The organism is Paenibacillus piri (genome assembly GCF_004354045.1).
Lineage (GTDB): Bacteria > Bacillota > Bacilli > Paenibacillales > NBRC-103111 > Paenibacillus_S > Paenibacillus_S piri.
The window spans coordinates 149,650-163,942 of the sequence record NZ_SMRT01000007.1 but is presented as its reverse complement, the minus strand read 5'-3'; the positions used below and the strand labels follow the sequence as shown (position 1 = coordinate 163,942).

12 protein-coding genes are annotated in these 14,293 nt (G+C 54.0%); 10 read left to right on the top strand and 2 right to left on the bottom strand.

Annotation, left to right across the window (positions count from 1 at the left end; genetic code table 11):
* Positions 1-64 precede the first annotated feature (64 nt).
* The 5 genes from lspA to E1757_RS35835 all read left to right on the top strand — a co-directional run bounded on the left by lspA (position 65) and on the right by E1757_RS35835 (position 4,047).
* The gene (lspA, locus tag E1757_RS16400; protein WP_133229988.1) at positions 65-556 is read left to right on the top strand and encodes a signal peptidase II; all 492 of its coding nucleotides are present in this window, start codon (positions 65-67) and stop codon (positions 554-556) included.
* A gap of 4 nt (positions 557-560) precedes the next feature.
* Complete coding sequence (locus E1757_RS16395; RefSeq protein WP_133229986.1) at positions 561-1,508, top strand: RluA family pseudouridine synthase; 948 nt, start codon at positions 561-563, stop codon at positions 1,506-1,508.
* Between the two features lie 15 nt (positions 1,509-1,523).
* Positions 1,524-2,678, top strand: coding sequence for an aminotransferase A (locus tag E1757_RS16390; RefSeq protein ID WP_181956656.1), 1,155 nt, complete (start codon positions 1,524-1,526; stop codon positions 2,676-2,678).
* Positions 2,679-2,872: 194 nt separating this feature from the next.
* Complete coding sequence (locus E1757_RS16385) at positions 2,873-3,889, top strand: TIR domain-containing protein (RefSeq protein WP_133229981.1); 1,017 nt, start codon at positions 2,873-2,875, stop codon at positions 3,887-3,889.
* Positions 3,886-4,047, top strand: a complete 162-nt coding sequence (locus tag E1757_RS35835; protein ID WP_165972152.1) for a hypothetical protein — start codon at positions 3,886-3,888, stop codon at positions 4,045-4,047. Before E1757_RS16385 ends, E1757_RS35835 begins: the two co-directional genes overlap by 4 nt.
* Before the next feature lie 265 nt (positions 4,048-4,312).
* Here E1757_RS35835 and E1757_RS16380 read toward each other — a convergent pair whose 3' ends face one another.
* Both E1757_RS16380 and dapD read right to left on the bottom strand, forming a co-directional pair.
* On the bottom strand, positions 4,313-5,473 hold the full coding sequence (locus E1757_RS16380; RefSeq protein WP_133229979.1) for an N-acetyldiaminopimelate deacetylase: 1,161 nt from the start codon (positions 5,471-5,473) through the stop codon (positions 4,313-4,315).
* Positions 5,474-5,568: 95 nt separating this feature from the next.
* On the bottom strand, positions 5,569-6,279 hold the full coding sequence (gene dapD, locus E1757_RS16375) for a 2,3,4,5-tetrahydropyridine-2,6-dicarboxylate N-acetyltransferase (RefSeq protein ID WP_133229977.1): 711 nt from the start codon (positions 6,277-6,279) through the stop codon (positions 5,569-5,571).
* Between the two features lie 481 nt (positions 6,280-6,760).
* On the opposite strand from dapD, the gene pyrR reads away from it, so the two are divergent.
* From pyrR to carB, 5 genes are all read left to right on the top strand, one after another.
* Complete coding sequence (gene pyrR, locus E1757_RS16370) at positions 6,761-7,336, top strand: bifunctional pyr operon transcriptional regulator/uracil phosphoribosyltransferase PyrR (RefSeq protein WP_181956655.1); 576 nt, start codon at positions 6,761-6,763, stop codon at positions 7,334-7,336.
* A complete protein-coding gene (locus E1757_RS16365; RefSeq protein ID WP_133229975.1) occupies positions 7,333-8,241 on the top strand; it encodes an aspartate carbamoyltransferase catalytic subunit in 909 nt (302 codons plus the stop codon). Before pyrR ends, E1757_RS16365 begins: the two co-directional genes overlap by 4 nt.
* Positions 8,242-8,282: 41 nt before the next feature.
* Positions 8,283-9,569 carry a dihydroorotase gene (locus tag E1757_RS16360; protein ID WP_133229973.1) on the top strand — a complete coding sequence of 429 codons (1,287 nt, stop codon included), beginning with the start codon at positions 8,283-8,285 and terminating at the stop codon, positions 9,567-9,569.
* Positions 9,570-9,718: 149 nt separating this feature from the next.
* Positions 9,719-10,906, top strand: coding sequence for a carbamoyl phosphate synthase small subunit (locus E1757_RS16355; RefSeq protein ID WP_133229971.1), 1,188 nt, complete (start codon positions 9,719-9,721; stop codon positions 10,904-10,906).
* A complete protein-coding gene (gene carB / locus E1757_RS16350) occupies positions 10,893-14,108 on the top strand; it encodes a carbamoyl-phosphate synthase large subunit (RefSeq protein ID WP_133229969.1) in 3,216 nt (1,071 codons plus the stop codon). Before E1757_RS16355 ends, carB begins: the two co-directional genes overlap by 14 nt.
* Positions 14,109-14,293 lie beyond the last annotated feature (185 nt).

Below are 14,293 nucleotides of genomic sequence, written 5' to 3'. Positions count from 1 at the left end.
GCAAAACTAAGCGTATGCTTACGAAGTCAGCTTTGCTAAAGCAAAGCTTGGAGGAGATGAAACATTGAGATATTACATCTATGCGCTGATCGTACTGCTGCTGGATCAGGCGACCAAATGGGCCATTGTCAACAATTTGATGCTCGGGGAGTCCCGGCCGGTGATCGGCGAGTTTTTTCAAATTACTTCACATCGGAACCGCGGCGCCGCCTTCGGCATTTTACAGGAACAGCGATGGTTTTTTATTGTCATTACCGTAGTGGTCGTTACCGGAATCGTTTGGTATTTGCGTAAAACGGTGAAGGACGGCCGCAGATTGCTGCCTTTTGCTTTGAGCTTGCTGCTGGGCGGCGCTTTGGGCAATTTTATCGATCGCGCGCTGTTTGGCGAAGTCGTGGACTTTCTGCAATTCCGCTTTCAATTCAACTGGTTAGGCACTCCTGTCGATTATACATACCCTATTTTCAATGTGGCGGATTCGGCGATTGTTGTCGGGGTGGCGTTAATCTTCATCGATTCGTTAATCAGCTGGAGAAAAGAGAAAAGAGGCGCTTAAACGAATGTCAGTTTCGGAACAAGAAAGCATGGACAATATCAAGGAATGGGTAGCCGAAAGCGAAGACCGCGGAGAGCGGATCGATAAATTTATTACCGAGGCTTTGGAGGAAGACGTTTCGCGCACGCAGGTGCAGCAGTGGATTAAAGACGGCAGTCTGACCGTAAACGATGCAGCCGTCAAATCAAATTACATGCTGGTCGAAGGCGACCGGCTCGTTCTGACCATCCCGGAGCCGGAACAACTTGATGTAGTGCCGGAGCCGATGCCGCTCGACATCGTCTACGAAGACTCCGATGTAATCGTCGTGAACAAGCCGCGGGGGCTTGTCGTCCATCCTGCGCCCGGACATTACAGCGGCACGCTGGTCAATGCGCTGATGTACCATTGCAAAGATTTGTCCGGTATTAACGGTGTGATGAGACCGGGCATCGTGCACCGGATCGATAAAGATACGTCGGGACTGCTGATGGCCGCCAAAAACGATAAGGCTCACGCCTCATTGGCCGCGCAATTGAAAGAGCATTCGGTCAACCGCAAATATGTAGCGGTCGTCCACGGCAATGTCGCGCATGAGCACGGCACGATCGATGCGCCGATCGGGCGCGATCCGCATGACCGCAAGCTGTATACGGTGACGGAGCGCAACAGCAAGCAAGCGGTGACGCATTTCGTAGTGCTGGAGCGCTACGGCGATTATACGCTGCTCGAGCTCAAGCTTGAAACCGGAAGGACGCATCAAATTCGCGTCCATATGAAATTCATCGGTCACCCGCTTGCCGGCGACCCGGCTTACGGTCCGTCACGCAGCAAAAGCGTGACCATTGAAGGGCAGGCGCTTCACGCCGCCGTGCTTGGGTTCAACCATCCCCGGACAGGCGAGCTGCTTCAGTTCGAAGCGCCGCTGCCGGAAGACATGCTGCATTTGCTGCATGTACTAAAAAATCGATAAGGATGGATGCAGAGGATGGAACATTTAGTGAATCCCAGCCTGAAAAATATTCAAATTTCAGGTATTCGTAAAATTTCCAATCTGGTCGCCACATACAAGGATGCGCTGACATTGACGATCGGACAGCCGGATTTCCCGACGCCCGAGCATATTATGCAGGCCGCCTATGCGGCAATTGATGCGCATAAAACAACATATACGCCGAATCCCGGCCTACTGGAGCTGCGCCAAGCCGCCGCGGCTTTTGTCGAAAGCAAATACAGCCTTCAATACCGGCCGGAATCGGAAGTCATCGTAACCTCGGGGGCAAGCCAAGCGCTGGATATTACACTGCGTACCGTATTGCAGGAGGGCAGCGAAGTCATACTGCCGGGCCCGATCTATCCGGGCTATGAGCCGTTGGTCCGTTTATGCGGAGGCGTGCCGGTTTATGCGGATACCCGGGCGAACGGCTTTAAGCTGACGGCCGAGCTGCTAGAACCGCATATTACCGAAAATACGCGCTGCATTATTTTATGCTATCCGTCAAATCCGACAGGCCGCGTATTAAGCCGTGAAGAGCTGGCCGATATTGCCCGGCTGCTGGAAAACAAATCGATATTCGTCATCTCCGATGAAATATACAGCGAACTTATTTATGGACAGCATCATGTTTCCTTGGCTTCATTCCCGTCCATGCGCGATAAAACGATCGTCATCAACGGTTTGTCCAAATCGCATTCGATGACCGGATGGCGCATAGGTTTTACATTCGCCCCGGCCGCGATTACCCAGCATATGGTCAAAGTACACCAGTACAATGTGACCTGCGCCAGCTCGATCAGCCAATACGCCGCTTTGGAGGCGTTGACGAACGGGGTTGACGATGCGCTTCCGATGAAGGAGGCTTATATACAGCGCCGGGATTATGTGTATGACCGACTGCTGCGTATGGGTTTCGAGCTGGAAAAGCCGGAAGGGGCGTTCTATTTATTCCCGTCCATCGAAAAGTTTAAGCTGTCCTCGATGGATTTCACAATGAGGCTGCTGGAGGAGCAGCGGGTTGCGGTCGTGCCGGGGGATGCATTTTCCAGCTTTGGCGAGGGATACATTCGTATATCCTACGCTTATTCCATGGATGTGCTTGAACAGGCTTGCGACCGTCTGGAAGCTTTTGTACGCAAGCTGTAAAAGTTAAAGTAAACACAACATCATGCATCGCAGCACAAAACGCGCTGGCTATTCAATTTGCCGCAAGCCGGGACGGCTTTGCAGGAAGGAATAGAGCAGCGCTTTTTTAATGATTGATAATCTGGTATGTCGTAAAAATGTTCCATTTTTAGTATAGTTATAGAAGGGCAAGTCCAGAGGGAGGGGGCAATCATGTGGAGAAACCAAGGCTTTTCATCGGATCGGCGAGAGAATCGATCGCATTGGTTTCGGCCATTCAGCAGCAGCTAAGCTATTACGCGGAGGTCACGCCATGGTCGGCCGGCGCTTTCCGGGCGAACCGGTATCCCATGGAAGATTTGGAGGAGCAGCTGGAGAGCAACGATTTTGCCGTATTCGTTTTTTCCGCCGATGATATCGTTTACATGCGGGACCAGGTTTATTTATCGCCGCGGGATAATACCGTATTCGAAATGGGAATGTTTTGGGGGCGCTTAAAGCGGGAACGCGTTTTTTTTGTGGTTCCGAATCTCGTTCCTCTGCATAGAAATGGTATTAACATTCATGAATTTCATATCCCTTCCGATTTGAACGGGCTGACGCTGCTGAAATACGAAATGCGTACCGATAAAAATAACGCGGCGGCGGTCAATGTCGCTTGTGCGGAAATCATCAGCCGGATTGAGGAGCTCGGCGTGTACAAAGATCCGGTGAGGCAGCTTGAAGCGGTAAAAGCGGAAATGAACCGGAAACAGCAAATTTTGCACTTTTTCATTGAATTTATCGATATGAACGTATCGGGCAAACCCGGCTTGTTCGACAAGCTGTACGAAGCGTTCCGCAACGCATTCGATCCTTCGGCCCTGCGCGGCTTTAAAGTCCGTGGCGTTTCCGTCTGGCACGTGGAAGGGAATGACGGTCTCCGGCAGGTCGCCGGCAATGTGGGCAAAGGCCGGTTTTATACGTTGGGAGCGAATGACGGCAAGCAGGAGGGCGAGCAGCGAATCGGGGTGCTGGACGCGTACTTGAACAGCAAGGTGCAATTTTTTCTGTATCGGCAGCATGTTGCTTATGAGTATTTACTGTGTTATCCTGTAGACAAGAAACTTGTGTTGACGGTCCATCTGACGGGTCCCTCGGTCGTTGCCGAGGACGATCTAAACCGGGTGTACGAGGATAATCAGGATTTGATGGGCACGGTCAACTATTTGTTTGGAGGGGATTCCATATGAGCAAGCTGTACTCCGATAAGAACAAACCGGATGGCCGCGCTGCCGCTGCGAAATCCGGCGTAGTCATTGCTCCGTCGGTCGTAGGAGGAGCGGACAAAGAATATACGATCGTTTTCGAGAAAGAAGCCGCCTACAAAAAGCCGTCTTTCGCAAGATAATCGGATTTGAACCGGCATTTTGCAATTATAATCGAATATAGCTGCAAGTATAGCCTCCAATTGGTGCGAAGCGTGGATTGGAGGCTTTTGGCATGCGTTATTGACATCACGCTTCCGGAGGGAGAAACATGGGAAAATAGAAAAAAAGCGGGGAAAACGTGACTTAATTTTTTCCCCGCGACATAGCGACAGGCGAAGCCGGCAAACCGGATGAAAGGCACAGCCGACGTGCCCTCAGTAGCCGGCTCCGCAATTTGTGCGTCTGTTACATTTGGGATTTCCAGGTTATATAGCGGCTGATCATATTTATCGCCAAATCGATCGCTTGCTCGTCCGGTTCGATTTTGGCATGATGCAGGCCATACGGCGTATCGACGCCGAGCCAGAACATGAAGCCCGGAATATCGGCAAGGAAGTATCCGAAATCTTCCCCGGTCATCGCCTCGGTGCATTCGATCAGCTTCACCGTGCCGCTTTGCTCCACCCAATCCATAAATTCGCGGGTCGTTTCCAGATGATTGAACACTTGACGGTAATTTGCGCCGTAGTCGATATCGATTTTGCAATTGAACGAGGTTTCCATCCCCGCCGTCAGCGACTCGATCCGCGACTTGACCAGCTGCATCGTCTCGGCGGAGAGCGAACGGATCGTGCCTTCGAGCCGCGCTTTCTCGGCGATAATATTTTGCTTCGTGCCGCCTTCGATTTTGCCGATGGTGATGACGGCGGAATCGAGCGGGTTGACGTTGCGGGAAATAATCGTTTGCAGCTGCGAAACGAGCTGACACGCCGCAATCACCATATCGTTGGCCAAATGCGGGAAAGCGGCATGTCCGCCTTTTCCGGTCAGGTCGATGAACAGCTCCGAGGTGTTCGCAAACAAAATTCCCGGCTTCGTAGCGACGGTGCCTACCGGATATTCGGGAGCGATATGGAGCGCGATGATTTGATCCGGCATCCAATCCCGCAGCTCTTCGCATGTCAGCATCGGCAGCGCGCCGCCCGGACCTTCCTCAGCCGGCTGAAAAATAAAAGTGATGTCGTCATTGATCGGATGGTTGGCGAAATGGGTCAGAATGCCGAGCCCGATCGCCATATGAACGTCATGTCCGCACGCATGCATATAGCCCTGATGGGCGGAGCGAAATTCGTAGCTCGTATCCTCGGAGATCGGCAGCCCGTCCATATCGGCGCGGTAGCCGAAACGGCGCTTCGGCGAAACGCCTTTCACATTGACGAAGATGCCCGTACGCCACGTGCGCACCTCCAGCCGTTCCTGGGGTAGCGACTGTACATAAGTCAACAAATACTGCTGGGTCTTGAATTCGGCAAAGCCCGGTTCGGGAATTTGGTGCAGCTCCCGGCGAATGGCGACAAACGGGCTTAATGCTTCCGAGCTGCCGTTACGATTGGCTGTTGATGCCATGGTCTAGCTCCTCTCATCAGAAACGGTATCGACACCGCAAAACCTTCGTCAAAAAGGCCCGGCGACATACGCCGGGCCTGCTTGCGACCGGTCCGTTACAGGGTGCGGAGGTCCATCAAAATTTCGGTTTTCGACTTTGTCTTGGCGTCGACGTTTTTGATCACGCGTGCAGGCGCTCCGGCGACAACCGTATATTCCGGCACATCCTGGGTGACGATGGCTCCAGCCGCGACAACGGAACCTTTGCCTACGCGCACGCCTTCAAGTATAACGGCATTGGCGCCGACCAATACGTCATCCTCGATGATGACCGGTTGGGCGGACGGAGGCTCGATAACGCCGGCAACAACGGAGCCTGCGCCGATATGGCACATGCTGCCGATTTGGGCGCGTCCGCCGACGACCACATTCATGTCGATCATCGTGCCCGAGCCGATGGAAGCTCCGATATTGATGGAAGCGCCCATCATGATGATCGCATTGTCGCCGATGGACACTTTGTCGCGGATAATGGAGCCTGGCTCGATGCGGGCATTGATGTTTTTCAGGTCAAGCGTAGGGATGGCTGAGTTTCTGCGGTCGTTTTCGACGACATAGTCTTCGACGCGGCTTTGATTTTCGTCCAATACGCGCTTCACTTCCGTCCATTCGCCGAACAGTACGCCGCTTTTTCCCGAAATGAACGACTGGATGGCTGCTCCGAAATCGATCGCTTCCAGATCGCCTTTTACATATACTTTCACCGGCGTTTTCTTGGTGCTGGTTTTAATAAAATTAATAATTTCTTCCGTGTTCATTTCTGCCATGCTCAATTCCAACTCCTTATGTAAATTGCCGCGTTCGGTAACCCGGACACAGGCGAAGCATTCTTTATTCTTTATAGCATAAAAGACATGTTCTAGCAATGTTATTGACTGACAGGCCTCGACACTACTATTGACATCGGTTGTCGAACATGGGATAATACTGCTAATCGAATAGCACCTTTAAAAACAGTCCAGAGAGGCTGGCAAGGTGAACGAATAGCTGAGAAACGGATGTACGGCGCAGCGGGTCTAATAACGGCCCAGTTTGTCCATACTCGGATCTCTGGTTAAGTCCGCAAACCTTGCTGAAAAGCAAGGTTTTTTCAGTTACAAGGAAAGTATAAGCTTTTATACTTTGCTTCGCACAACCTTGACAAACGCGCACGTCCCCTAAGGACGGCGAAGCCGTTTATCCTGGTGCCAAACGGGAATTTCGCAAGCTGCGAAAAAGCGATATCCAACCTAATGAAGCAGGAGGTCGATGACCTTGGTGCAGGATGTGGAACAGCATGAGCATGTGCTCATGGACGGAACGGGGATGCGGCGCGCATTAACCCGGATCGCCCACGAAATATTGGAGAAGAACAAAGGCTTTGAAAATTGTATGCTGATCGGTATACGAACCCGGGGAATTTATCTCGCAAACCGAATCGCCGAGCTGATTCTCGATATCGAGAATGTGCCGGCGCCTGTCGGCGAAATCGACGTAACCCGATACCGGGACGACCTGTCGGGCAAACAGGAGCAAAACCTGGGCCTGTCAGACGAGTCGGCGGCCATGGACATCCATAATAAGAAGCTGATTTTGTTCGATGACGTGCTCTATACCGGCAGAACGGTGCGGGCCGCGATGGACGCCTTGATGGATCTCGGCAGACCGCAGATGATTCAATTGGCCGTGCTGGTTGACCGGGGACACCGGGAGCTGCCGATACGCCCGGACTTCGTAGGTAAAAACATACCGACATCGCGGTTGGAAACGATCGAGGTGCTGCTGAACGAAGTGGATGGCGTCGATCAAGTCATGATAACGCAACAGAGGAGGCAGAACGGATGACACAGCTGCACGTCGCATCGGAAAAACATTTGCTGGGCACCAAAGGAATGAGCGCGCAAGAAATAACTTCAATATTGGATCGGGCCGCGTATTGGGAACAATATCCCGTAAAGCTGTCGAATCACTTGCAGGGCCGGTTTGTGGCCAATATGTTTTTTGAAAACAGCACGAGAACGCGGTTTTCCTTCGAGGTCGCGGAGAAACGGCTCGGCGCGGAGGTGCTGAATTTCGCGGCGGCGGTATCGAGCGTGCAAAAGGGCGAATCGATCTACGATACGGTCAAAACGTTGGAGTCGATGGGGATCGACGCCGGCGTCATCCGGATGAAGCCGAACGGGCTGCTGCCCGAGCTTGCCGAGAAAATCAAGGTGCCGCTGATTAACGCCGGCGACGGCAACAACGAGCATCCGACCCAGGCGCTGCTCGATCTGTATACGATGCGCAAGCAGTTCGGCGAGCTCCGGGGACTGAACGTATCGATCATCGGCGATATCAAGCACAGCCGTGTGGCACGCTCGAATCTATGGGCTCTGCAGGCTGTAGGCGCCAGGGTGAGCTTCTGCGCACCGGCCGGCATGCAGGCGCCGGAGCTGGCGGCTCATGCGCCTTATATCTCAATGGACGAGGCGGTCAAAGCGGACGTCGTCATGATGCTGCGGGTGCAGCTGGAACGCCATGAGGAGAGCATGTTCAAATCGCCTGAGGAATACCGCGAGGCGTACGGGCTGACGGTGAAGCGGGAAGCGGCGATGGCGCCGCATGCGATCATCATGCACCCGGCACCGGTGAACCGCGACGTCGAAATCGACGATGTGCTCGTGGAATGCGGGCGATCCAAAATTTTCGAGCAAATGAGCCACGGCGTGCCGATTCGAATGGCAGTCATTGAGCGGGCATTAAGCTAGTACCGAACCTTTCATACATTATATATTGCGGGGAGGCTATTATGGGGATTTGGATTTTAAACGCGCAGACGGTTGCTGCAGGCAACGAGCTGGTGAAACGGCATATATTTATGGAAGGCCGCACGATTGGAAGCATAGTGGAAGCGGACGGCACGCTGCCCGATACGGCAGGACATACGGTGATTGACGCCGCAGGCAAGCTGGTCACTCCGGGTCTGATCGATATGCACGTGCATTTGCGCGAGCCGGGCTTCGAACATAAAGAAACGATTGCGAGCGGTACCCGCTCGGCGGCGCGCGGCGGTTTTACGACGATCGCCTGCATGCCGAACACGCGGCCGGTTATCGATACGGTCGATACGGTAAAATACGTGCTCGATAAAGCCGAAACGGAGGGCATCGTGAGGGTGCTGCCTTACGGCTGCATCACGAAGAACGAGCTGGGCCGCGAGCTGGCGGATTTTGATGCTTTGAAGCAGGCCGGCGCGATCGGCTTTACGGATGACGGCGTCGGCGTGCAAAGCGCGCAGATGATGAAGGACGCCATGGCCAAAGCGGCATCCGTCGGATTGCCGATAATCGCCCACTGCGAAGACAATACGCTGGTGGAAGGGGCTTGGGCGAGCGAAGGAGAGTTTGCCCGCAAGCACGGGTTGAAGGCAATTCCGAACGAGTCGGAGGCGATCCATGTCGGCCGCGACGTGCTGCTGGCGGAAGCGACGGGCGTACACTACCATGTGTGCCATGTCAGCACCGAGCAGTCGGTTCGTCTGATCCGCCATGCGAAGCAGTTCGGCATCAATGTGACCGCGGAAGTATGCCCGCATCACCTGCTGCTGTCGGACGAGGATATTCCGGGCATGGATGCCAACTGGAAAATGAACCCGCCGCTCAGGACCCCGAAAGATGTACAGGCTTGCATCGAAGGCTTGCTGGACGGCACCATCGACATCCTGGTAACCGACCATGCGCCGCACAGTGAAGAGGAAAAGGCAAAAGGCGTCGACCTTGCGCCATTCGGTATTGTCGGCTTCGAGACGGCATTCCCGCTGTTGTACACCAAATTCGTAGCAACCGGTCAATGGACGCTGCAATTTTTGGTAAATAAAATGACTTCGCTGCCGGCTCAAGTGTTCGGCTTGGAGCTGGGGACGCTCGAACCGGGCAAAGAGGCGGATATTACGATTATCGACCTGGAAACGGAAAAAACGGTCAACCCTGCGGAATTCGCATCCAAAGGACGCAATACGCCGTTTGCCGGATGGAGCTTGAAAGGCTGGCCGACACATACGATCGCAGGCGGCAAGCTGGTCTGGTCGGAAGCGTAGGCTGCAGACTTTACACATATGTAGAGACTGTCATCTCCCAATCCTGTTCCGACGCACATCGACAGTCTCATATATTTGGCTATATACTTAGCTGAACCAACATTTTTGGCAATGAATCGGTTCTTCATATTGATAAGGAGTTGAATGGCATGCAGGCAAGATTATTATTGGAAGACGGTACGTTGTTCACCGGAAAAGCGTTCGGAAGCGAAGGCGATTCGGTGGGCGAGGTCGTTTTTAATACAGGGATTACAGGCTATCAAGAGGTACTTTCGGATCCTTCCTACTGCGGGCAGATCGTAACGATGACTTACCCGCTGATCGGGAACTACGGCATCGCGCGTGACGACTTCGAGTCCATTCGCCCTTATATTCACGGTTTCGTCGTACGCCAGCACGAGGCTGTGCCGAGCAACTGGAGAGCGGAATACTCCCTCGATAATCTGCTGAAGGAGTACGGTATCATCGGCATCAGCGACATCGACACACGGATGCTAACCCGCCGCATTCGCCACCACGGCGTTATGAAAGGGCTCTTGACGACGTCCGACAAGCGCGTCGAGGAGCTGCTCGAGCAGTTGAACGGCAGTGCTCTTATGAGCGATCAGGTAGCCCGCGTATCGACGCGAAGCGTGTTCAGCTCGCCGGGCTCCAAAGAACGTGTCGTGCTTGTCGATTTCGGCGCCAAAAGCGGGATTTTGCGCGATCTGACCAAGCGCGGCTGCGATGTGGTCGTCGTACCGCAAGACGCAACGGCCGACCAAATCCGCCGCCTTGCGCCGGACGGCATATTGCTGTCCAACGGCCCCGGGGACCCGAAGGATGTTCCGCATGCGGCGAAGATGATTTCCGAGCTGCTGGGCGAGTACCCGATTTTCGGAATCTGTCTCGGGCACCAGCTGTTTGCGCTCGCTTGCGGAGCGGATACGGAAAAGCTGAAATTCGGTCACCGCGGCGGCAATCATCCGGTAAAAGACTTGAAAAGCAACCGCTGCTACATTACTTCGCAAAACCACGGCTACACTGTCAAGGAAGATTCCATTGCGGGCACGGAGCTTGAAGTGACGCACATCAATAACAATGACAGTACGATCGAGGGCTTGAAGCATAAAACGTATCCGGCGTTTTCGGTGCAGTATCATCCGGAAGCGGCTCCGGGGCCATTCGACTCCAGCTACTTGTTCGACGATTTTATCGAGATGATTCAACAGCATAAGCAAAATAACCCGCAGCCGCCGAAACAGGCGCAAATTGCCGCAGCCGCCAAGCTTGCGGGCCTTGCAGACGGCGCTGCCGCGCCTGCATCGAAAGGAGAACTGCAATATGCCAAAAAATAACAGTCTGAAAAAAATTCTCGTGATCGGCTCCGGTCCGATTGTCATCGGGCAAGCGGCCGAGTTCGACTATGCAGGTACGCAAGCATGTCAAGCGTTGAAAGAAGAGGGCATGGAGGTCGTGCTGATCAACAGCAACCCGGCAACGATCATGACCGACACCAACATGGCCGATAAAGTATATATCGAACCGATTACACTGGATTTTGTTACGCAAATTATTCGCCAGGAGCGTCCAGACGGACTGCTGCCGACATTGGGCGGCCAAACGGGCTTGAACATGGCGGTCGAGCTGGCACGAGCAGGCGTGCTCGAGCGCGAAAACGTGAAGCTGCTCGGCACCCAGCTGACAGCGATCGAGAAAGCGGAGGACCGCGACCTGTTCCGCGATTTGATGAGAGAGCTGGAGCAGCCGGTGCCGGAGAGCGTCATCGTCACTACGGTGCAGGAAGCGGTCGATTTCGCCAATGAAATCGGCTATCCGATCATCGTGCGTCCGGCATATACGCTGGGCGGTACGGGCGGCGGCATCTGCGCGAGCGAAGAAGAGCTGCTGGAGACGGTAGCTTCCGGTATCCGCTACAGCCCGATCGGTCAATGTCTGATCGAGCGGAGCATCGCCGGCATGAAGGAAGTCGAGTATGAAGTCATGCGCGACGCTAACGACAACTGTATCGTTGTATGCAACATGGAGAACTTCGATCCGGTCGGCGTACATACGGGCGACAGCATCGTCGTCGCGCCTAGCCAGACGCTGTCGGACCGCGAGTATCAAATGCTGCGCTCCGCATCGCTGAAAATTATTCGCGCCTTGAACATCGAAGGCGGATGTAACGTACAGTTTGCGCTGGATCCGTTCAGCTACCAGTACTATGTCATTGAAGTGAACCCGCGCGTAAGCCGTTCCTCTGCGCTCGCCTCCAAAGCAACCGGCTATCCGATTGCCAAAATGGCGGCGAAAATCGCGATCGGCTACACGCTTGACGAGATTGTCAACCCGGTTACGGGTCAAACCTATGCATGCTTCGAGCCGACGCTGGATTACATCGTATCCAAAATCCCGCGCTGGCCGTTCGATAAATTTACGGCTGCCAACCGCAAGCTCGGCACCCAGATGAAAGCAACCGGCGAAGTGATGGCGATCGGCCGTACATTCGAAGAATCGATCCATAAAGCGATCCGTTCGCTGGAGATCGGCGTTCACCGCCTGTTCTTGAAGGAAACGGACCTGCTTGATAAAGAATCGCTGGAAACGCGCCTTGAGAAGCCGGACGATGAGCGGATGTTCCTGATCGCCGAGGCGTTCCGCCGCGGCTACACGCTGCAGCAGGTTCAGGATTTAACGAAGATCGACTGGTGGTTCCTGAGCAAGCTGGAAGGTCTGATTCAGTTCGAGGAACAGCTGCAGCAGCCGGAAATATCGGAGCAGCTGCTTCGCGAAGCGAAACGCAAAGGCTTTACAGACCGCGCGATTGCGGAAATTCGCACTGCGGCGAACCAGGGACTGAGCTTGACGCAGGAAGCGGATATTCGCGCGCTTCGCTTGAGTCTCGGACTGAAGCCCGTATATAAAATGGTTGACACCTGCGCCGCCGAATTTGAGGCGACAACGCCTTACTATTACTCCACATACGAAACCGAGGATGAAGTCAAGGAGACGACGAAGCAAAAAGTTGTCGTATTAGGCTCCGGCCCGATCCGGATCGGACAAGGGATCGAATTCGACTATTCCACGGTGCATGCGGTGTGGGCTATCCAGGCGGCAGGCTATGAAGCCGTCATCATCAATAACAACCCGGAGACGGTATCGACCGATTTCAACACGTCCGACCGTCTGTACTTCGAGCCGCTGTTCTTCGAGGACGTGATGAACGTCATCGAGCGGGAGCAGCCGATCGGCGTCATCGTGCAGTTCGGCGGACAAACCGCGATCAACCTGGCGGCGCCGCTGGCCAAAGCGGGCGTACGCATTCTCGGCACCGATCTGGAAAACATCGATGCGGCCGAGGACCGTAAAAAGTTCGAAGCTCTGCTGCGCAGTCTGAGCATCGCTCAGCCTCCGGGCGGAACGGTGACTTCCGTCGATCAAGCGGTCGGCATGGCGGCTAACTTCGGTTATCCGGTGCTCGTACGTCCTTCGTACGTGTTGGGCGGACGCGCAATGGAAATCGTCTACTCCGACGAAGAGCTGCTTAGCTATATGGAATATGCGGTCAAAATCAATCCGGAGCATCCGGTGCTGATCGACCGTTACATGCTCGGCAAAGAAGTCGAGGTTGACGCCATCTGCGACAAGGAGACCGTGCTCATTCCGGGCATCATGGAGCATGTGGAAAGAGCGGGCGTTCACTCCGGGGACTCCATCGCCGTATATCCTCCGCAGACGATATCGGAAGAAATCAAGCGGCAAATTATCGATATTACGGTTAAAATCGCCAGAGGGCTGCAGGTTGTAGGCTTGGTCAACATCCAGTTCGTCATTTATCAAAATCAAGCTTACGTGATTGAAGTCAATCCGCGCTCTTCGAGAACGGTGCCTTTCCTGAGCAAAGTGACGAAAGTACCGATGGCGAATGCGGCAACCCGCGTCATTATGGGCGAAAAGCTGGCCGATATGGGCTACCAAACCGGATTGTGGCCGGAAGACGAGCATGTATCCGTCAAAGTGCCGGTGTTCTCCTTCGCGAAGCTGCGCCGCGTGGATACGACGCTCGGACCGGAAATGAAATCGACCGGCGAAGTGATGGGGCGCGACGAAACGTTTGCCAAAGCTCTCTACAAAGGCCTGATCGGCTCCGGCATGAAAATTCCGCCAACCGGCTCGATTATCGCCACTGTAGCGGACAAAGACAAAGAAGAAGCGATTGAAATTTTGAGCGGCTTTTACAAAATGGGCTACAAAATTGTCGCCACCGGCGGCACCGCTAAAGCGCTGGAGGAAGCCGGCCTGCGCGTAACGACCGTGAACAAGCTGAGCGAAGGCTCGCCGAATATTCTCGATCTGATCCGCAACGGGGAGGCGCACTTTGTGGTCAATACATTGACCAAAGGCAAGACGCCCGAGCGCGACGGCTTCCGGATTCGCCGCGAAGCCGTCGAAAACGGCATCGTCTGCATGACCTCGCTCGATACGGTAAGAGCGCTCTGGCATATGCTGGAAGCGATCAATTTCCAATCCAGACCGATGCCTGCGCATCATGTATAACCAATAAACGGCAAGTTTGCGGCCGATAAGAAAACCTCTATCGCGGCCTTTCAAGATGAGCGACCGCGATTTAAATGTAGGTTTTCTTGAAATGATAGAAAGCTTCAGCTCCGCTGAAAACTTATACTTTCTATCATTATAAGATAAAGGCTGCACGCCGTTAGCCTTCATGGATTAGCACAGCC